At 69.9% G+C, this 17,380-nt stretch carries 17 protein-coding genes, 1 tRNA gene and 1 pseudogene; 12 read left to right on the top strand and 7 right to left on the bottom strand.

The features are described 5' to 3' along the window. Positions 1-70: 70 nt before the first annotated feature. Positions 71-1,480: pseudogene (locus ACQPZW_RS04635) on the bottom strand (hypothetical protein); the annotation flags it as partial. After that, positions 1,477-2,565, bottom strand: coding sequence for a hypothetical protein (locus tag ACQPZW_RS04630; protein WP_433793590.1), 1,089 nt, complete (start codon positions 2,563-2,565; stop codon positions 1,477-1,479). The pseudogene ACQPZW_RS04635 and the gene ACQPZW_RS04630, both read right to left, overlap by 4 nt. Before the next feature lie 108 nt (positions 2,566-2,673). On the opposite strand from ACQPZW_RS04630, the gene ACQPZW_RS04625 reads away from it, so the two are divergent. Continuing rightward, complete coding sequence (locus ACQPZW_RS04625) at positions 2,674-2,958, top strand: DUF427 domain-containing protein (protein WP_433793589.1); 285 nt, start codon at positions 2,674-2,676, stop codon at positions 2,956-2,958. Between the two features lie 17 nt (positions 2,959-2,975). On the opposite strand, the gene ACQPZW_RS04620 is transcribed toward ACQPZW_RS04625, so the two are convergent. Next, complete coding sequence (locus tag ACQPZW_RS04620; RefSeq protein ID WP_433793588.1) at positions 2,976-3,308, bottom strand: hypothetical protein; 333 nt, start codon at positions 3,306-3,308, stop codon at positions 2,976-2,978. Positions 3,309-3,357: 49 nt separating this feature from the next. Next, positions 3,358-3,543, bottom strand: a complete 186-nt coding sequence (locus tag ACQPZW_RS04615) for a hypothetical protein (protein WP_433793587.1) — start codon at positions 3,541-3,543, stop codon at positions 3,358-3,360. A gap of 237 nt (positions 3,544-3,780) precedes the next feature. On the opposite strand from ACQPZW_RS04615, the gene ACQPZW_RS04610 reads away from it, so the two are divergent. Continuing rightward, positions 3,781-5,451, top strand: a complete 1,671-nt coding sequence (locus ACQPZW_RS04610) for a putative bifunctional diguanylate cyclase/phosphodiesterase (protein WP_433793586.1) — start codon at positions 3,781-3,783, stop codon at positions 5,449-5,451. Here the strand turns inward: ACQPZW_RS04610 and ACQPZW_RS04605 are convergent. Continuing rightward, entirely contained in the window at positions 5,435-6,712 is a 1,278-nt protein-coding gene (locus ACQPZW_RS04605; protein ID WP_433793585.1) for an MFS transporter, read from the bottom strand. The genes ACQPZW_RS04610 and ACQPZW_RS04605 overlap by 17 nt on opposite strands. Before the next feature lie 71 nt (positions 6,713-6,783). Here ACQPZW_RS04605 and ACQPZW_RS04600 point away from each other — a divergent pair, with 71 nt between their 5' ends. The 10 genes from ACQPZW_RS04600 (at position 6,784) to ACQPZW_RS04555 (ending at position 16,199) form a co-directional block, all read left to right on the top strand. Beyond that, entirely contained in the window at positions 6,784-7,782 is a 999-nt protein-coding gene (locus ACQPZW_RS04600) for a GlxA family transcriptional regulator (RefSeq protein ID WP_433793584.1), read from the top strand. 30 nt (positions 7,783-7,812) lie between these two features. Further along, entirely contained in the window at positions 7,813-9,477 is a 1,665-nt protein-coding gene (locus ACQPZW_RS04595; RefSeq protein ID WP_433793582.1) for a GspE/PulE family protein, read from the top strand. A gap of 84 nt (positions 9,478-9,561) precedes the next feature. Further along, on the top strand, positions 9,562-10,686 hold the full coding sequence (locus ACQPZW_RS04590; RefSeq protein WP_433793581.1) for a type IV pilus twitching motility protein PilT: 1,125 nt from the start codon (positions 9,562-9,564) through the stop codon (positions 10,684-10,686). A 4-nt stretch (positions 10,687-10,690) separates the two neighbouring features. After that, the gene (locus ACQPZW_RS04585; protein ID WP_433793580.1) at positions 10,691-11,920 is read left to right on the top strand and encodes a type II secretion system F family protein; all 1,230 of its coding nucleotides are present in this window, start codon (positions 10,691-10,693) and stop codon (positions 11,918-11,920) included. Positions 11,921-12,002: 82 nt separating this feature from the next. Then, positions 12,003-12,479 (top strand): type II secretion system protein, encoded by a 477-nt coding sequence (locus tag ACQPZW_RS04580; RefSeq protein WP_433793579.1) that lies wholly within the window; start codon positions 12,003-12,005, stop codon positions 12,477-12,479. A gap of 73 nt (positions 12,480-12,552) precedes the next feature. Next, positions 12,553-13,335, top strand: a complete 783-nt coding sequence (locus ACQPZW_RS04575) for a prepilin peptidase (RefSeq protein ID WP_433793578.1) — start codon at positions 12,553-12,555, stop codon at positions 13,333-13,335. Between the two features lie 39 nt (positions 13,336-13,374). Beyond that, the gene (gene pilM, locus ACQPZW_RS04570) at positions 13,375-14,397 is read left to right on the top strand and encodes a type IV pilus assembly protein PilM (protein ID WP_433793577.1); all 1,023 of its coding nucleotides are present in this window, start codon (positions 13,375-13,377) and stop codon (positions 14,395-14,397) included. Next, complete coding sequence (locus ACQPZW_RS04565) at positions 14,397-15,098, top strand: PilN domain-containing protein (protein ID WP_433793576.1); 702 nt, start codon at positions 14,397-14,399, stop codon at positions 15,096-15,098. Before pilM ends, ACQPZW_RS04565 begins: the two co-directional genes overlap by 1 nt. After that, positions 15,098-15,673, top strand: a complete 576-nt coding sequence (gene pilO, locus ACQPZW_RS04560; protein ID WP_433793575.1) for a type 4a pilus biogenesis protein PilO — start codon at positions 15,098-15,100, stop codon at positions 15,671-15,673. Before ACQPZW_RS04565 ends, pilO begins: the two co-directional genes overlap by 1 nt. Before the next feature lie 130 nt (positions 15,674-15,803). Beyond that, positions 15,804-16,199 (top strand): response regulator, encoded by a 396-nt coding sequence (locus ACQPZW_RS04555; protein WP_433793574.1) that lies wholly within the window; start codon positions 15,804-15,806, stop codon positions 16,197-16,199. A 390-nt stretch (positions 16,200-16,589) separates the two neighbouring features. Here the strand turns inward: ACQPZW_RS04555 and ACQPZW_RS04550 are convergent. Beyond that, positions 16,590-16,662: transfer RNA gene (locus tag ACQPZW_RS04550), tRNA-Ala, on the bottom strand. Positions 16,663-16,758: 96 nt separating this feature from the next. Then, a complete protein-coding gene (locus ACQPZW_RS04545) occupies positions 16,759-17,307 on the bottom strand; it encodes a YqgE/AlgH family protein (RefSeq protein ID WP_433797421.1) in 549 nt (182 codons plus the stop codon). Between the last annotated feature and the right edge of the window lie 73 nt (positions 17,308-17,380).

The raw sequence follows: 17,380 nt of genomic DNA, 5'->3' as shown, positions 1-17,380 counted from the left end.
CTGATGGAGCCGAAGGGTCCGCCGGGCCTGATGGAGCCGAAGAGGCCGCCGGAGCTGACGAAGTGGAAGCATCCGCCTGAGCCGACGGGTCGTAGGGGGCCGGCGGCCCGCCGTGGGTCCAGGGCGTCTCGGCCGGGTCGGGCAGCGCGCCCCCGGGACGGTACGCCTCGCTGAGCGTGGTGAGGATCAGCCGCTCCCCCACGGCCGGAACGCTGCCGGGCTCGGCGACCAGGCGCCGCCCCATCCCGCCGGACAGTTCGAGCAGGACGTCGCCGGACGGGCTGATCGAGATGACGCGGGCCTTCTGGGACGGCCGGGCCGGGGAGGTCAGCGAGGCGCCGGGCTCGACCCGGACCGGTTCGGTGGTGTGCACCATGATCCGGGGGCGGAGGACCGGCCGCTTCCCGCTGTCGTCGACGCGGTCCGGGTTGGCCAGGGTGACGGTCCCGGCGAAGGCGGCACCGCTGAGCCGGTACTCGGCCAGGACGAGCGGGTCGTCGAAGGCGCGCTGGACGGCGTATCGGGAGGCGGCGCTCTCCAGCCGCTGGAGGCGGGCGGCCGCGGCGACGGCGCCGTCCCGGCGGGGCTGCGGCGGCCCACCCTCGGCGAGGTTCTGCGCGAACGCGGTGAAGGCGTCGCGGTCGGCGTCCCAGCGCAGCCGGACCCGCTCACCGACCGGCAGGCGGCGCAGGAGCGCGAGGCTACGCCACATCCGTTCCCACGTCGGCCGGAGCAGGTCGTCCAGCACCTGCGGCAGTTCCGGCGCGGAGCGTTCGATGAGGGGCGCGAGCACCCGGTTGTCGAAGTCGGGATCGGTGGCGGGCCCGGCGACCGGCCCGTTCTCGGCGTCCCGGGCGGCTGCCGCGCCTGACTCGATCCAGGCGAGCTGCACACCGAACTGGGCGTCCTCGGCGCCGCTCTGCCCGGTCACCCAGTGCAGGCCGAGCGCCTGCACGGCGTTGACCAGTAGTGACGAGCCGGGCATCTCGGCCGTGTTGGCGAAGAAGGTGAGCCAGCGCCCGAGCAGGGGCACGGCGGCCGGGACCGGGTTGTCGCCGTCGGTGCGCCGGAACCGGGTGGACCGGCCGAAGAGCCGCAGGAAGTCGGCTCCGGCCGGGTTGGGCAGCCAGATCTGGGGCGCGTCGACGTACCGCTGGCGCACGTCCTTCCCCCGGTCGACGGCGACGTCCTCGGTGTCGGTGGCGAACGAGTCGACGTAGGGCACGAGAGTGGCGGCGAGGTCGGCGGCGAAGGCGAACCGCTCGTCACGGTTGCGCGGCTGACCCACGGTGAGCAGTCGTGGCCGGGCCGGGTCGGTGCCGACCATCGCGGCCAGCGGAGCGTTCGCCTCGCCGGCCATGACCAGCGGGATCAGCACCAGCGGATGGTCGTGCACGTGCAGGTGACGCACGGTGGCGATGGGCTGGGCGCGACCGCTGGCGACCGCTTGGGCCCGTGCGAGCGCGGTGAGCGTACTCAAGAAGGGGCCTCGGAAGCGGACGGCGCGGAGGATGCGGGAAGTGCGGGGGAAAGGGCCTCGGTCCGGAGCCGCAACGCGGCCTGGAGCATCGCGGCCGCTTCGGCCTGGTCCGGGGTCGGCTCGCGGCGGCCCTCGGCCAGGGCGAGCACCTCGTCGACGGAGTCGATGCCGCCGAGCGCCTCCCGGACGGTCCGGCCGAGCGCCGCCGTGCTGCCGGCCGCCTCGTTCCGGCAGTAGACGGAGAGCTCGCATGCGGAGAGGCATTCCGGCGCATACCGGGCATCGACGTGTGCGAGCGCGGCGACGAGATCGTCGGGGTCGAGTGCCAGGTCGAAGCTGAGGCCGGCCGGGAGGGCGCCGATCAGGTCGTTGACCGAGGCGAGGCGGGACAACTGCCGCCGCAGGGTGGAGAGCTGCTTGCGAACGTCGAGGACGACCGCGGTGGGGTGGAAGCTGAAATCGGCGGGGCAGACCAGGACGACCTCGTGACTGACCGTGGACGGGTCCTGGCCCAGGCGCTCGAGCAGGTCGCGGAGGGCCAGGACGTAGACGGCGGCCTGCACGGCGGCGGCCGACACCTTGGCGCTGTCGGCCTGCCCGTCGACGATCGCGAACGACTTGATCTCGACCACCTGGAGCCGGCCGTGATGGGCGTACGCGATCAGGTCGGGCTCGAGATAGACGGTCTGGCCGGCGACGTCGAGGGTGAGCAGCGGGTGGTCGATGAGGGCGGACCGGGCGTCGGCGAGCACCTTGACGGTCTGCTCGTGCCGGTCGTCCAGCGTGTCGGAGGCGAGATCCCGGTAGTCGAGCCCGGCGTCGGCGGCGAGCACCTCACGGAGCAGGGCGCAGTCGTCGGCCTTGAGCATGGCCTCGAAGGCGTTGCCGCGGGACAGCGCGAACCGGGACTGGCCGAAGCTGCCGGGGAAGCCGATGTGCTCGGCGAGTCTCTGCTTGTCGATGCCGGCCGCGTCGAGGACGGCCCGGCGGTTGCAGCCCGGATTGCCGGTGAGCGCGGCGAGGGTGCGCGCGTTGTGGCGTTTGGCCCGCGCGGAGCCGCGCAGCTGGTCCAACCGAGACTCCATAAGGAATTCGACTCTAGATCTTCAACCGGGTTGCGGCAATTCACCCACGAGAGGTGAATAAATCGCACATATCAGACACAAACCGCACTACGCGCTACGTTCGAGGGCATGCCGAAGGCCATCTGGAACGACGAAGTGATCGCCGAGAGCGACGACACGGTGGTGCTCGAGGGCAATCACTACTTCCCCCTCGCCAGCGTCCGTGAGGACGTGCTCGTCCCGTCGGACACGCACACCGTCTGCCCTTGGAAGGGTAAGGCGTCCTACTACTCGCTCCGGGCGGACGGGCACACCGCGCCGGACGCGGCCTGGTTCTATCCCGACCCGAAACCGGACGCCTCAGCCGTACGCGACCGGGTCGCGTTCCGCCGAGACGTCCTGATCCAGGCCTGATCACTCCGGAGGCCCGCTCACGTGATCCGCGGGTGGGCCTCCTCGATCGCGGTGACCTCGAGATAGTCCAGCATGTCCCGCTGCTCCTCCGGGTCCAGCGCGCCGAACGCGGCGTACGCCTCGTCGCGCGCATGGGTGGTCTCCGCCGCCAGCAGCGCGATGATCGCCGACCAGGCCAGCGACACCCGGTCGAAGAGCCGTGCCCGCCGCAGCGAGGTGAGCCGGGACAGCATCGCGACCTTGGTCGCCGCGTCGTCGTCGAGCGCGACCCGGTCACAGAGCTCGAAGAGCGCCTTCCCCCGGTACGGGTGCTCGGACTCGATCAGCCGGGCCAGCTCCGCATTGTCCATCCGGTCGACGGGCGGGGCCGGGCCGCGCCGAGGCAGGGAGGGGCTGGGTTCACCGTGCACGACTGTCGCGCCCGCTCTCGAAACCGTTGCCCGGCGCCTGGTGCGGCAGCCCCGGAGTACGGGGAAAGGTCGGGAAGTCGGGCGCCGGCATCACCGGCTCCTCGACGACGACCGGCGTCACGCCCTCGTCAGCACGTGGGACGCCGTCGTCAGCCCCGCGGTCTCCATCCAGCACGTTATAGCCCTCCGTTACCGACTTACCGCGATGAAGTCCCATGAGATCACGCCCGCGCAAACCTCGCGACCCTGGTCACCCGACCCGACGACCGGCGTAACGCACCGGCAACGCATCGACCGGAGCACAGGTCCGTCACCGACCGTGAGGCCGTACCCCAATAGATCTTGAAGTAACCGCGACGCGATGACTCAACCGGGCCCGGCCAGGACCGATGTTTCTCGCCGGAGGTGGATCGTGGGTCGCAACGCTCTGTGGGACCGGGTTCGGGTCGTCGTCGACGATGCCGTGGTGCTCGCGTCGCTGGTACTGCTCGCCTGGCCGGTGGCCGACATCGCGCAGCCCGGTGGGCTGGTGGGCCGCATCGTGCCGCTGCTGGCGGCGCTCTGCCTGGGCCTCGCCGTCCTGCTGCTGGACAACCGGCGCGGGGTGCTGCGGTACGTCACCGTGGGGGCCGCCCTGGCGGTCGCCGGGATCCGGCACGTCTCGGGTGATCTTCCACCGGCGGCGACCTGGCTGGTCCTGCTGCTTGCGGGCGCCGGGGTGCTGCGACAGTTCCTCGGCAACCGGATCGACCCGGACCGTAACCGCCAGCAGACGCTGCTCGCGCAGCAGGCCTTCCGGGATCCACTGACCGGACTGGGCAACCGGCGAATGTTCGTCGAGTACGCCGAGGAGGTGCTCGCCGAGCCGTCGCGCACCCAGACCGCGGTGATCGTGGTCGACCTGGACGGCCTGAAAGAGGTCAACGACGTGCTCGGGCACGCCGCCGGCGACGATCTGCTGCGTGCCGCGGCCGAGCGTCTCGCCGTGAACGTACGCGCCAACGACACGGTCGCCCGTCTGGACGGCGACGAGTTCGTGGTGCTGCTGCCCGGCTTGGAGGACGAGCAGGCGGCGGTCGCGGTGGCCGAGCGCGTGCTGACCGAGCTGCACCGTCCGCTGCAGGTGGCCGGCGTGGCTCTGAGCATCCGGGCCAGCGCCGGCGTCGCCATCACCGACGGCCACGACGGCCTGGACGGGGTGCTGCGCCGCGCCGACCAGGCGCTGATCCGGGCCAAGCGGGACGGCGGCGGGGTGGCCCGCCGGTTCGACCCGGTGCTGTTCGCGAAGGCGGAGCAGCGTCGGCTGGCCGAGCAGGACCTGATGCGCGGCCTGGAGGCCGGCGAGTTCGAGGTGCATTACCAGCCGATCGTGGACCTGGACAACGGCGGCATCACCGTCGGTGTGGAGGCTCTCGTGCGCTGGCGTCACCCGGAGAAGGGCCTGGTCCCGCCGGCGCTCTTCCTCGACCTGGCCGAGCAGCTGGGTCAGGTGCCCCGGCTCGGCGGCTGGGTTCTCGAGGAGGCCTGCCGGCAGGCGCTCGCCTGGCAGGGTCAGTTCCCCGGCTTCGAGATGAACGTCAACCTGTCCGCGTCCCAGCTGACCAACCCGAAGCTGATCGACGAGGTCCGTGAGGTGCTGGAGCGTACCGGCCTGCCCCCGCGGGACCTGGTGCTGGAGCTGACCGAGTCGGTGGCGCTCACCGACCTGGTCGAGTCGGCCCGGGTGCTGAGCCAGCTCAAGGAGCTCGGTGTCCGGATCGCCCTGGACGACTTCGGCACCGGATTCTCCTCGCTCAGCCACCTCAGCACCCTGCCCGTCGACGTGGTCAAGATCGACCGCTCGTTCGTGCAGGCGATGCCGGCGACCGGCGGCGCGTCGGTGGCCGAAGCGGTGCTGCACATCGCCCGCACCTTCAACCTCTCGCCGGTGGCCGAGGGTGTCGAGGACGCCGGTCAGGCCGAGCGCCTCAAGGACCTGGGCGCCGGCCGGGCGCAGGGTTACCACTTCGCCCGGCCGATGCCGGCGATCGGGGTCACCGAGCTGCTCGACAAGCAGTCCGCCGAGGTCAAGCTCGAGAAGTAGCCCCCTGCACCGACTGTTCGATCAGCGGGAGACGCTTCCCGGCGTAGAGCATCAGGCTCAGGACCGCGCCGAGGATCGCCAGGCCGCCGGCCGCGTACCAGGCAACCGTGTAGTTGCCGAACTGGTCACGCGCGAGCCCGGCGGCCGTGGCGGCGGCGGCCGCGCCGAACTGGTGCGAGGCGAAGACCCAGCCGAACACGATCGGCCCGGCGGCCCCGAAGTACTCGCGGCAGAGCGTCACGGTCGGCGGCACGGTGGCCACCCAGTCCAGCCCGTAGAACAGGATGAAGACCAGCATGCTCGGATGCGCGGTCGCGGCGAACAGCGACGGCAGCGTCAGCAGCGACAGCCCGCGCAGCGCGTAGTAGGCGCCGAGCAGGATCCGGCTGTCGACCCGGTCGGTGAGCCAGCCGGAAGCGATGGTGCCGACCACGTCGAAGACGCCGACCAGCGCCAGCAGCGTCGCCGCGGTGGTCACCGGCATGCCGTGGTCGTGCGCGGCCGGGATGAAGTGGGTGCCGACCAGCCCGTTGGTGGTCGCCCCGCAGATCGCGAAACCGCCGGCGAGCAGCCAGAACGGCCTGGTCTTCGCGGCGTCCCGAAGGGCGCGCAGGGCGTTTCGGGCGGCGCCTCCGGCCGGCTTCGCCGGCTCCTCGATCTCGGTGGCGCCGAGGGCGGGCACGTTCAGGTCGGCCGGGTGATCCCGCAACCTCCACCACAGCAGGGGTACGACCAGGAGCGCGGCAATCGACACGGTGAGGGCGGCGGTCCGCCACCCGTCCGACTCGACGACCCGGGACAGGACCGGCAGGAAGATCAGGTTTCCGGTCGCCCCGGCCGCGGTCAACACCCCGGTGACCAGCCCGCGGTGCTTGACGAACCAGCGCCCGGTGATGGTGGCCACGAAGCCCAGTGCCAGCGAGCCGGTGCCGAGCCCGACCAGCACGCCCCAGCAGAGCACGAGCTGCCAGCTCTGGGTCATCCACAGGGTCAGGCCAGAGCCGGCCGAGACCAGCAGCAGCGCGCCCATCGCGATCCGGCGGATGCCGAACCGGGCCATCAGGGCCGCGGCGAACGGCGCGGTCAGGCCGTAGAGCAGCAGGTTGACCGACACCGCGGCGGAGATGGTGCCGAGCGACCAGCCGAACTCGTCGTGCAGCGGCTGAAGCATGACGGACGGCGTGGCCCGGAAGCCGGCCGCGCCCAGCAGCGCGATGAAGGTGACCGCGGCGACCGCCCAGGCGGGATGGAAACGTCTCACAGCACCGATCCTTCTTTCTCGCGTGCTTTCGGACGAGTGGCCAGAGGGCCATCATGCGCAAGAATCGAGCCATGCGGCATCTGATTTCCGTGCTTGTCCTGGACGGCCTGGTCCCCTTCGACCTGGGCACGCCCACGCAGGTGTTCCTGTCCGCCCGCGACGACACCATGACGAGGCTGTACGACGTCCGCGTCTGCGGCCCCGGCCCGGTCACCACCGAGGTGGGTTTCACCGTCGTCCCCGACCACGGCCTGGAGCAGTTGGCGATCGCCGACACGGTGATCGTGCCCGGCATCCACCGGGGCGGCCCGGTTACCGACGGCACACTGTCCGACGACGTGCGGGAGGCGCTGGTCGCCGCCGCGGCCCGGGGCGCCCGGATCGTCTCGATCTGCACCGGCGCGTCGGTGCTGGCCGCCGCCGGCCTGCTGGACGGGCGCCCGGCCGCCACCCACTGGGCCTGGGCGGAGCGGATCGGCGGGCTCTATCCCGGGGTGAAATGGGACTTCGACGTGCTGTTCGTCGACGACGGCAACGTGCTGACCTCGGCCGGGGTGGGCGCCGGGGTGGACCTCTGCCTGCACATCATCCGTTCCGACCACGGCGCCTCGGTGGCGAACCGGACGGCCCGGCGCTGCGTGGTGCCGCCGTGGCGCGACGGTGGCCAGGCGCAGTACATCGAGCGCCCGATGCCGGCCGCGAACGGCGCCGGGACCGAGGGGACCCGGGCGTGGGTACTGGACCGGCTCGCCGATCCGGTGACTCTCGAGGAGATGGCCGGGCACGCCCGGATGAGCGTACGGACGTTCACCCGCCGATTCCGTGACGAGACCGGCCTGAGCCCCCGGCAGTGGCTGCTCCGCCAGCGGGTCGAGCACGCCCGCATCCTGCTGGAGTCGACCGACCTGGCGGTCGACGCGGTGGCCCGCCGCTCGGGGCTGGGCAGCGCGACCGCCCTGCGCCAGCACATGCACTCCACGATCGGCGTCGCCCCGTCGGCATACCGGCGTACCTTCCGCCACGGAGCCTCTGGCTCAGTTCCGCCGGAAAGTGTCCGACTGGATTTCTGAGCCCTCTTCACCCGCCCGGCCGAGGAACCCATGGATCAAACCTTCCGTCCGCTGCTGGACGCCCTCAAGCAGATCGGTGTCGACCCCGATGCGGTCGACCGAGCAGCGGCGGAGGCACAGCGCAGCGGGCGGCCGGTGCGCGCCGTCCTGATCAACGATCAGGTCGTCACCGAGGAACAGCTGACCCAGGCGGCGGCCGCCGCGTTCGGCATCAACACCCTGGACCTGGTCGGTTTCACCCCGGACCCGCAGGCGCTGAAGCGGATCCCGCTGCCCGTGGTACTCCGCCACCGGGTCCTCGGCCTGGCCATCAACGACGGCGAGTTGGTCGTCGGCGTGACCGACCCGGCCGACGTGGTGGCCCTGGACGACGTGCGGGCCGCCACCGGCATGACGATCCGGCCGGTGGTGGTGGCCCGCAGCGAGGTCCGCCGGATCATCGAGCGGCTCCAGCGCGAGGGCGCCGACCTGGCCGATCTGGTCGACGAGGTGGACGACCAGGCGGGCATGGCCGCGCAGGCGACCAGCAGCGACGACGCGCCGATCGTCCGTTACGTGAACAGCCTGATCGAGCAGGCCGTCATGAACCGTGCGTCCGACTTGCACCTGGAGCCGACCGAGGACGACATGCGGGTCCGCTACCGGATCGACGGCGTGCTGCACGAGGTGGACCTGGTGCCCCGCGGCGTGATGAACGCGCTGATCTCCCGCATCAAGATCATGTCCGGCGTCGACATCACCGAGAAGCGGATCCCGCAGAACGGCCGCATCACCGCGATGATCCGCGACCGGTCGGTCGACCTGCGCACCGCCACGCTGCCCACGGTCTGGGGCGAGAAGATCGTGCTCCGGGTCCTGGACACCGGCGGTATCGATCTCGATCTGGCCAAACTCGGCTTCACCGAGCACAACCTGAGGCGCTTCTCCGAGTCGTTCACCAAGCCGCACGGCATGGTGCTGGTGACCGGCCCGACCGGCTCCGGCAAGTCGACCACGCTCTACGCCACCCTCGGCAAGATCAGCCGGCCCGAGGTCAACGTGATCACCGTCGAGGACCCGGTCGAGTACCGCCTGCGGGGCATCAACCAGGTGCAGGTCAACGCGAAGGCCGGGCTCACCTTCGCGGCGGTGCTGCCGGCCATTCTGCGTACCGACCCGGACGTCGTGCTGATCGGTGAGATCCGGGACGGCAACACCGCCCAGATCGCGGTCGAGGCCGCACTCACCGGCCACCTCCTGCTCTCCACATTGCACACCAACGACGCACCGGGTGCGGTCACCCGTCTCACCGAGATGGGCATCGAGCCGTTCCTGGTCGGCTCGTCGCTGGACTGTGTGCTCGCCCAGCGTCTGGCCCGGCGGATCTGCGACTGGTGCAAGGAGCCGTACACGCCGAGCGAGGAGGAGGTCCTCGGCGCCAAGTGGCCGCTGGAGGACCTGGCCTTCCCCGAGGTGCTGTACAAGCCGGTGGGCTGCCGGAACTGCGCGAACACCGGGTACAAGGGCCGGATCGCGATCCACGAGGTGATGCAGGTGAGCCCGGAGATCGAGTCGCTGACGATCAAGCGGGCCTCGGCCGGCGAGATCCGCGAGGTCGCCCTCGCCCAGGGCATGTACGAGCTGCGCGCCGACGGGCTCGCCAAGGCGGCGGGCGGCCTGACCTCGATCCGCGAGATCTCCCGGGTGGCCGTCTAGCACCTGTTTCGCTACTAAACCCGGTCCGTGCGGTGCCGATTCAACAGGCGTCGGAAGCACCCAGTACGGATCGGGAGAGAACAGATGGACACGCTCCAGTACGACGGACATCAGGCGGATACCAGCGCCGCGTCCGCGGACGGTCTGGACGTGCTCGACCAGATGCTCATCACCCTGGTCGAGTCGGGCGGGTCCGACCTGCACCTGACCGTCGGGTCCCCGCCGATGATGCGGGTGCACGGGTCGCTCCGGCCGGTCCCCGGTTACGGCAAGCTCAACACCTCGGACACCGAGCTGCTGGCCCGCGCGGCCGTCAGCCGCGCCCAGTGGGAGACGTTCCTCGCCGAGCAGGAGATGGACTTCGCGCACAGCATCGTCGGCGTCTCCCGTTTCCGTGGCAACCTCTACCGGCAGCGGACCTCTTGCGGCGCGGTCTTCCGGGCCATCCCACACAAGATCAAGCCGCTGGACGAGCTGGGCATGCCGGAGTCCGTGGGCCGGTTCGCCCACCTGCCGCGTGGCCTGGTGCTGGTGACCGGTCCGACCGGTTCCGGCAAGACCACCACCCTGGCGTCGCTGCTCGACCTGGCCAACCGCAGCCGGGCCGACCACATCATCACCATCGAAGACCCGATCGAGTTCCTGCACCCGCACAAACGGTCGGTGGTGAACCAGCGGGAGGTCGGCACGGACACCGACACCTTCGCGTCCGCGCTCAAGCACGCGCTACGGCAGGACCCGGACATCATCCTGGTCGGCGAGCTGCGCGATCTGACCACCACCTCGACGGCACTGACCGCCGCGGAGACCGGCCACCTGGTGATGGCGACCCTGCACACGCAGAGCGCCACCCAGACCATCGACCGCGTCATCGACATCTTCCCGCCGCACCAGCAGCTGCAGATCCGCGCCCAGCTCGCGGCCAGTCTGCAGGGCGTGATCACTCAAGCCCTGGCGCCGACTGCCGACGGAAAGGGGCGTGCCGTGATCTGCGAGATCCTCACCGCCACCCCGGCCATCCGCAGCCTGATCCGGGAGGGCAAGACCCACCAGATCCCGTCCTTCATGCAGGCCGGTGGCGCCGAGGGCATGCTCGCCTTCGACCAGCACCTGGCCGAGAAGGTCCGCGAAGGCATCGTCAGCATGCCGGCCGCCCTGGAGATCTGCCACGGGGCCGACGAACTCAAGCGACTCGTGGGAAGGTCCTGATCCGATGGCGTCCACCAAGACTTTCACCTATCACGCGATCGACGCCTCCGGTAAGAAGGCCAAGGGCACGATCGAGGCCCCCAACGAGGCGGCCGCCACCCACATGCTGCGCCAGCGCGGCGAGGTCCCGCTCGACCTGATCGAGGCGGGTCAGGGTCTCCAGAAGGAACTCAAGATCCCCGGCCTGGGGAACCGCATCAAGCTGAAGGACCTCGCCGTCTTCGCGCGGCAGTTCGCCACCATGACCGCGTCCGGCATGTCGCTGCTGCGGTCGCTGGCGATCCTCGAGGAGCAGACCTCGTCGGCGCCGCTGAAGAAGGCGCTCGGCGAGCTGCGTACCGACGTCGCCGGCGGCGCCGGGCTGTCGGCGTCGATGGCGAAGCACGACCGGGTCTTCCCGCGCCTGATGATCGCCATGATCCGCGCCGGTGAGACCGGCGGTATGATCGACAAGGCGCTCGAGCAGATCGCCGAGAGCCTGGAAAAGGACACCGCGCTCCGCGGCAAGATCAAGAGCGCGCTGACCTATCCCGCGATCGTGCTGGGCTTCACCTTCGTGATGATCGCCGGCGTGCTGATCTTCATCGTCCCGATCTTCGAGGCGATGTTCAAGAGCCTCGGTGGCGAGCTCCCGGCCATCACCCAGTTCCTGGTCACCGCCAGCCACAACATGGGCTGGATCGGGCCGCTGGTCCTGGGCCTGATGTTCGGCACCACCTTCTTCTACAAGCGGCAGATGCGCGACAGCGAGGAGTTCCGCCTCAAGGTCGACCGGCTGAAGATCCGGCTTCCCGTCTTCGGCCCGCTCCTGCGCAAGCTCGCGATGAGCCGCTTCTCCCGCAACCTCGGCCTGCTCCTGAACGTCGGCGTTCCGGTCATGCAGGCGCTGGCGGTCGTCGGCGAGACCACCGGCAACGAGGTGATCAATGCCGCGATGAAGGACGTGCAGTCGACCGTTCGTGACGGTCAGCCCATGTCTTCGGCGCTACGGCATCACTCGATCTTCCCCGAGATGGTCACGCAGATGGTCGAAGTCGGTGAAGAGAGCGGTCAGATCAGTCAGATGCTCGACAAGATTGCCGACTTCTACGACCGCGAGGTCGATGAGGCCGCGGAATCACTGACCGCATCGATCGAGCCCATCATGGTGCTCGTCATGGGCACCGTGGTCGGCGGCATGGTGATCTGCCTCTACCTGCCGATGTTCACGATCTACCAGAACATCCAGAGCTGACCGCCGGCTGGTCGTCACCCCCGGGCTCCCCGGCCCGGTGCACCCTTCCCCGCTTACCCCCATGTCATGGAGGACACCCCCAATGCAGGATGTCATCGCCCGTCTCCGTGCCGGCAAGAAGAACGACGAGGGCTTCACCCTCATCGAGCTCCTGGTCGTCGTGGTCATCATCGGCGTGCTGGTCGCGATCGCCGTCCCGGTCTACCTGAACTACCGTCAGGGCGCGGCCGACAAGTCGGCGCAGTCCGACGTGCGCGGCGCGATCAGCGCGGTGGAGCAGTTCTACACCGAGAACGGCAACAAGTACCCGACCGGCCCGCTGACCGAGGACAATTCGGACGGCACCAAGACCTCCCTCAAGCTGTCGGCCACCGGCAAGCAGGTCATCACCCTGTCGGACAAGACCCAGCTGTCGTACGTCGCGGGCACCGCCGCCGGCACCTACAAGCTCTGTGCGACCAACGGTGGTGGCAGTGGCAAGAAGTACCTGTACGACAGCGAGAAGGGCGGCTCGGTCCAGCAGGCCGCGGACACCCTGAACATCACCACCTGCGCCTGACGTACCGCCCCCGGGTGGCGCCGCGACCGGCGTCACCCGGACCCCACCGCTCACGAGCCCGAGGAGGAGCGCCATGCCCGAGACCCCGCTGTTCGGCATCGTGGCTCTGCTCGGGCTCGCGATCGGCTCGTTCCTCAATGTCGTCATCCACCGGGTGCCCCGCGACGAGTCGCTGGTCCACCCGGGATCGCACTGCCCGCAGTGCGGCAACCCGGTCCGGGCCCGGCACAACGTCCCGGTGCTCGGCTGGCTGATGCTCCGCGGCCGGTGCGCCGACTGCGGCAACCGGATCAGCGCCCGTTACCCGCTCGTCGAAGCCGGCACCGCGGCCCTGTTCGTGGCGGTCGCGGCCCGCTTCGGCTGGTCCTGGGAACTGCCCGCCTACCTCTACCTCGCCGCCGTCGCGGTCGCTCTCACGATGATCGACCTGGACGTCATGCGACTGCCCGACAAGATCGTCCTGCCGTCGTACGGCGTGGCGATCGCCCTGCTCACCCCGGTCTCGATCGCGGCCGGAGACCCGGGCGCCCTGCTCCGCGGCAGTCTCGCCGCCGTCCTGCTGTACGTGGCCTACCGCGTGCTCGCCGTCTGGGGCATGGGCGGCGGCGACGTGAAACTGGCCCCGCTGCTCGGCTTCTACCTCGGCTGGCTCGGCTGGGGCGCGGTCGCGGTCGGCGCCCTCGCCGGGTTCATGCTCGGTGGCGTGGTCGGCGGCCTGCTGATCGCGCTGAGGCTGGCCTCCCGCAAGAGCCGCATCCCGTTCGGCCCGTACATGCTGGCCGGCGCCTTCCTCGCGGTCTTCGCCGCGGCCCCGGTCGCCGGCTGGTACACGAACCTGCTCGTCCCCACCGCCTGAACATCCCGCCGGAGAACTACTGAGAAGGAAGGAACACCGATGGCTGGCTCTACGCCGATCGGGCTCGACATCGGCTCGTCCTCCATCCGGGCCGTGGAAGTGCGCCGCAACAAGGACGACTACACGCTGATCAACTTCGGCCAGTTCCCACTGGAGCCGGGCACCGTCGCGGCCGGCGTGGTGCAGGACCCGGGCACCGTCACCGCGGCGCTCAAGCAACTCTGGGCGGCGTCCAGGTTCGGCAGTAAGAAGGTCACCCTCGCGGTCACCAACCCGCAGCTCGTGGTCCGCGAGACGTCGGTCGCCAACCTGCCGCAGAGCCAGATGCGCCAGGCGCTGCCGTTCCAGGTCAAGGAGCAGCTTCCCCTCGCGGTCGAGCGCTCACTGCTGGACTTCTACCCGCTCGAGCAGCCCGGCGACAACCCGACCGTACGCGGCCTGCTGATCGCCATGCCCAAGGACGCGGTGCTCACCCTCGTGCAGGCGGTGCAGAAGGCCGGCCTCAAAGTGGTCGGCGTCGACCTCGCGTCGTTCGCCATGCTGCGCTCGGCCTCCCGGCTGGACGCCCAGGTCGAGGCGATCGTGGACATCGGCGCCAACATCACCAGCGTCGTGGTGCACGCGGACGGCGAGCCGCTGTTCGTCCGTACCCTGCCGCGCGGTGGCTCGGAGGTCACCGAGAACATCGCTACCCGGCTGGGCCTGCCGACCGCCGAGGCCGAGGCTCTCAAGTGCCGGTACGGCCTGCACGGCGACGGCAACCCGGACACGGCGGCCGCCCTGATCGACGCGGTGCGCCCGCTCTCCAGCGAGCTGCGCAGCTCGTTCACCTACCTGGCCTCCGGCGAGCGCCAGAAGCAGGTCACCCGGATCTCGCTCTGCGGCGGCAGCGCGCTCATGCCCGGCCTCGCCGAGCACCTGCAGGAGCAGCTCGGCGTCGCGGTGATGTACGCCGACAACGCGGCCCGCCTGCGTGACACGCGCAAGGCCCGGGAGCGTGGGTTCGACAGTTTCGTGCCGTCGGCTGCGGTGTCGATCGGCCTCACCCTCGGAGCGGCCTGATGTCCACCGCACTGATGCCCGTGGACCCCTCGGTCTCGCCACAGCAGGCGGCCCGGGTGCTCTCGATCCGCGCCGACCTGCTGCCCCCGGAGATCCGGGACGGCCGGCGGGCCCGGCGCGTACGTACCCTGATCGCCATCCTCGTGCTGCTCGTGGTGGCCGCTCTCGGCGCCTGGTACTGGCAGGCCGGCGAGGAGAAGGTGGCCGCCGACGAGGCGTACGAGGAGATGTTCCAGACACTGACCACCACCCGGGCGGCGCAGAAGACGGACGAGCTCAAGGCGCTGGTCGACTACCAGGACGGCGGCGAGGTCCTGAACAAGGAGCTGGCCACGATCCAGGCCAGGGACCTCTCCTGGACCAACCTGATCAACCTGATCCGGGACGAGGCCCGGGCCGAGAACGTGACCCTCAGTGAGATCACCGGTGGGCTCGCCGCGGAGGACGCCACGGCCACCGACACGTCGGAAGCCGGCACGCTGACCATCTCGGGCTCGGCCCAGAGCAAGAAGGTCGTCGCCGACTACGTCAACAAGCTGGGCACCCTCAAGCACGTGACGAACCCCTTCGTCACCAGCGTCAACAAGAGGGAAGGGGCCGGCACCGGCCCGGAGGGCTACCTCTTCAGCCTCTCCGTGACCATCACCGACAAGGCCCTCTGCGGCCGCTTCACCGACGACTGCCCGAGCGGAGGTAAGTGATGACCACCCGACGCGTCGATCAGATCTGGCTCTTCGGCGGCCTGGCCCTCATCATCCTGCTCGTGACCGGCGGCTGGTTCATGATGATCAAGCCGCAGTACACGGCCCGGGACAGCGTGCAGGCCGACACCGCCGAGACCGAGACTCAGCTGATCAAGGAGCAGAAGCGGCTCGCCGAGCTCAAGACCGAGCTCAAGAAGATCACCGAGTACAAGGCCGACCTGCTCACCGCTCAGCAGGCCCTGCCGTTCCACAACACCACCAACAAGATCCCGGAGTTCCTGAAGCAGCTGCAGAGCCTCGGCCTCGAGTACGGGGTCGAGGTCACCGGATACGCGGCGACCGGCGAGGAGACGTCGTCGATCGTCGCCACGGTGACCGAGCTGCCGATCACGCTCAAGATCGAGGGCCCGGTCGACAACACCATGCGGCTGGTGAAGCACCTGCAGACCGAGCAGCCGCGGGCCCTGCTGATCGACAACGTCAAGCTCACCATGACCCCGCCCAAGCCGGTGCTCTCGCTCTCCCTCAAGGCCTTCATCACCGCGACCGAGACCGCCTCCGTCAAGTCCTGACCCGTACTGCCGGAAAGCCCCTGTTCAGCATGAACAGGGGCTTTCGTCGCTCCCGGTTCGCAACCGGACGGCACTCCCGGCCACGAAGGGCCCGCCGAACGGTGAGGAGACGCGTAGAGAGGAACCCCCGATGAACCAGAACCTGATCCTGATCGCGGACGACGACAACGACATACGTGACGTCCTTTCCGTGACACTGGAGGCGGCCGGCTACCGCGCACTCGGCGCGAAGGACGGCAACGCCGCGGCCCGCATCCTGACCGTGGCCAAGCCGGTCGGCATGATCACCGATGTCATGATGCCCGCCATGAACGGCATGGAGCTGTGCCGGCTGGCCCGCAACACCCCGGCGACCCGCGACATGGCGATCCTGATGGTCTCCGGCAACAGCCACACCTACGACGTCGACGCCGGCATGGAGGCGGGCGCCGACGGCTACCTGACGAAGCCGCTGGCCCCGCGCGAGCTGGTGAGCCGGCTGCAGACCCTCATCAGCGAGCGCCACCTGGGCGGGCGACCGTCCTGACAAGACGGTTTTCCTGTGCGATTCCTATGGATCGCCGTCAAACCCTCGCATTCGTCCGAAACGACGGTTATCGTTACGTCCGGCCCGTGCCGTTCCCCCCGTAGCGGCACGGGCCCCTTAACGCCGCGCGGCACTTGACGGCGCGCGGCATCCGACAGAGCGCGGATCCGACAGCGCGGTCTCCGACAGAGCGCGGCATCCGACGGCGCGCGGTATCCGACAGCGCGCAGTCCGCGCGGAAATCGCGTCAGCCCTGAGGTCCTACCTGGACGGGCTCACCTGCCGCACCCATCGTGATGCGGGGTTTCCGGGGGCTCGGCCCCCGGAGTAGAAACGACGAGGGCGACCCGGTTCGCGCTTTCCGCGAACACAGATCGCCCATCGCACTCGTGGAGCTGAGGGGACTCGAACCCCTGACCCCCACACTGCCAGTGTGGTGCGCTACCAGCTGCGCCACAGCCCCATGCTGTCCTGCATTTACTACTAATTCGCCCCGGCGTTTCCCCCGGGCACGCTGGAAATACTACACACCTCTCCGGGCCTTCTTGAGGCACCCCCCTCAGTTGAGGGAGACATCCGGCGGGAAGTGGGCGACCGCTGCGAGGATGTCGCCCTGTCGCCGCAGGACCATCGCCCAGAGGTCATCCGGGCGCTCCACGAACGGGTCTCCGGGCAGGGCGTCGAAGACGAACCAGGAGCCGGACGCGATCTCCTCCTCCAGCTGACCGGCCGACCAGCCCGAGTAGCCGGCAAAGACGCGGATGCCGGCGACGCTCTCCCGCATCCGCTCCGGGTCGGCCGAGAGGTCGAGGGTGCCGAGCGCGCCGCTGACCGGATGGAAACCGGACAGCCGCTTCTTGACCTCGGGTTTCGTCCGGGCCAGGCAGATCGCCGACTCGGGCTGCACCGGGCCGCCCTCGAAGAGGACCGCGGGGTCACCGGCGAGCTCGCCCCAGTTGCCGAGGACCTCGGCCACCGGGACCTCGGTCGCGCGGTTCAGCACGACCCCCAGCGCGCCGCCCGTCTCGTGGGCCACCAGCAGCACGACCGTCCGGTCGAAGTTGGGGTCCTTGAGGGTGGGCGTGGCGACGAGCAGCTGACCGGTCATCGACTCCACCGACCGGCCTCCGATCCGCTGCTGCTCACCGAACACCTGATTACCGCCGTCCGCTCGATGTAGC

The sequence above is a fragment of the Actinoplanes sp. CA-252034 genome, assembly GCF_050956125.1.
GTDB lineage: Bacteria > Actinomycetota > Actinomycetes > Mycobacteriales > Micromonosporaceae > Actinoplanes.
Note: the sequence above shows the minus strand (reverse complement) of the source record. Positions and strands in the feature narration are given on the sequence as shown.

Bases quoted from the DNA above. Each gene is read 5' to 3' on its own strand.
- ACQPZW_RS04630 (WP_433793590.1), bottom strand. From the start codon at position 2,565: ATGGAGTCTCGGTTGGACCAGCTGCGCGGCTCCGCGCGGGCCAAACGC.
- ACQPZW_RS04625 (WP_433793589.1), top strand. From the start codon at position 2,674: ATGCCGAAGGCCATCTGGAACGACGAAGTGATCGCCGAGAGCGACGAC.
- ACQPZW_RS04620 (WP_433793588.1), bottom strand. From the start codon at position 3,308: ATGGACAATGCGGAGCTGGCCCGGCTGATCGAGTCCGAGCACCCGTAC.
- ACQPZW_RS04600 (WP_433793584.1), top strand. From the start codon at position 6,784: ATGCGGCATCTGATTTCCGTGCTTGTCCTGGACGGCCTGGTCCCCTTC.
- ACQPZW_RS04595 (WP_433793582.1), top strand. From the start codon at position 7,813: ATGGATCAAACCTTCCGTCCGCTGCTGGACGCCCTCAAGCAGATCGGT.
- ACQPZW_RS04590 (WP_433793581.1), top strand. From the start codon at position 9,562: ATGGACACGCTCCAGTACGACGGACATCAGGCGGATACCAGCGCCGCG.
- ACQPZW_RS04585 (WP_433793580.1), top strand. From the start codon at position 10,691: ATGGCGTCCACCAAGACTTTCACCTATCACGCGATCGACGCCTCCGGT.
- ACQPZW_RS04580 (WP_433793579.1), top strand. From the start codon at position 12,003: ATGCAGGATGTCATCGCCCGTCTCCGTGCCGGCAAGAAGAACGACGAG.
- ACQPZW_RS04575 (WP_433793578.1), top strand. From the start codon at position 12,553: ATGCCCGAGACCCCGCTGTTCGGCATCGTGGCTCTGCTCGGGCTCGCG.
- pilM (WP_433793577.1), top strand. From the start codon at position 13,375: ATGGCTGGCTCTACGCCGATCGGGCTCGACATCGGCTCGTCCTCCATC.
- ACQPZW_RS04565 (WP_433793576.1), top strand. From the start codon at position 14,397: ATGTCCACCGCACTGATGCCCGTGGACCCCTCGGTCTCGCCACAGCAG.
- pilO (WP_433793575.1), top strand. From the start codon at position 15,098: ATGACCACCCGACGCGTCGATCAGATCTGGCTCTTCGGCGGCCTGGCC.
- ACQPZW_RS04555 (WP_433793574.1), top strand. From the start codon at position 15,804: ATGAACCAGAACCTGATCCTGATCGCGGACGACGACAACGACATACGT.
- ACQPZW_RS04545 (WP_433797421.1), bottom strand. From the start codon at position 17,307: ATGACCGGTCAGCTGCTCGTCGCCACGCCCACCCTCAAGGACCCCAAC.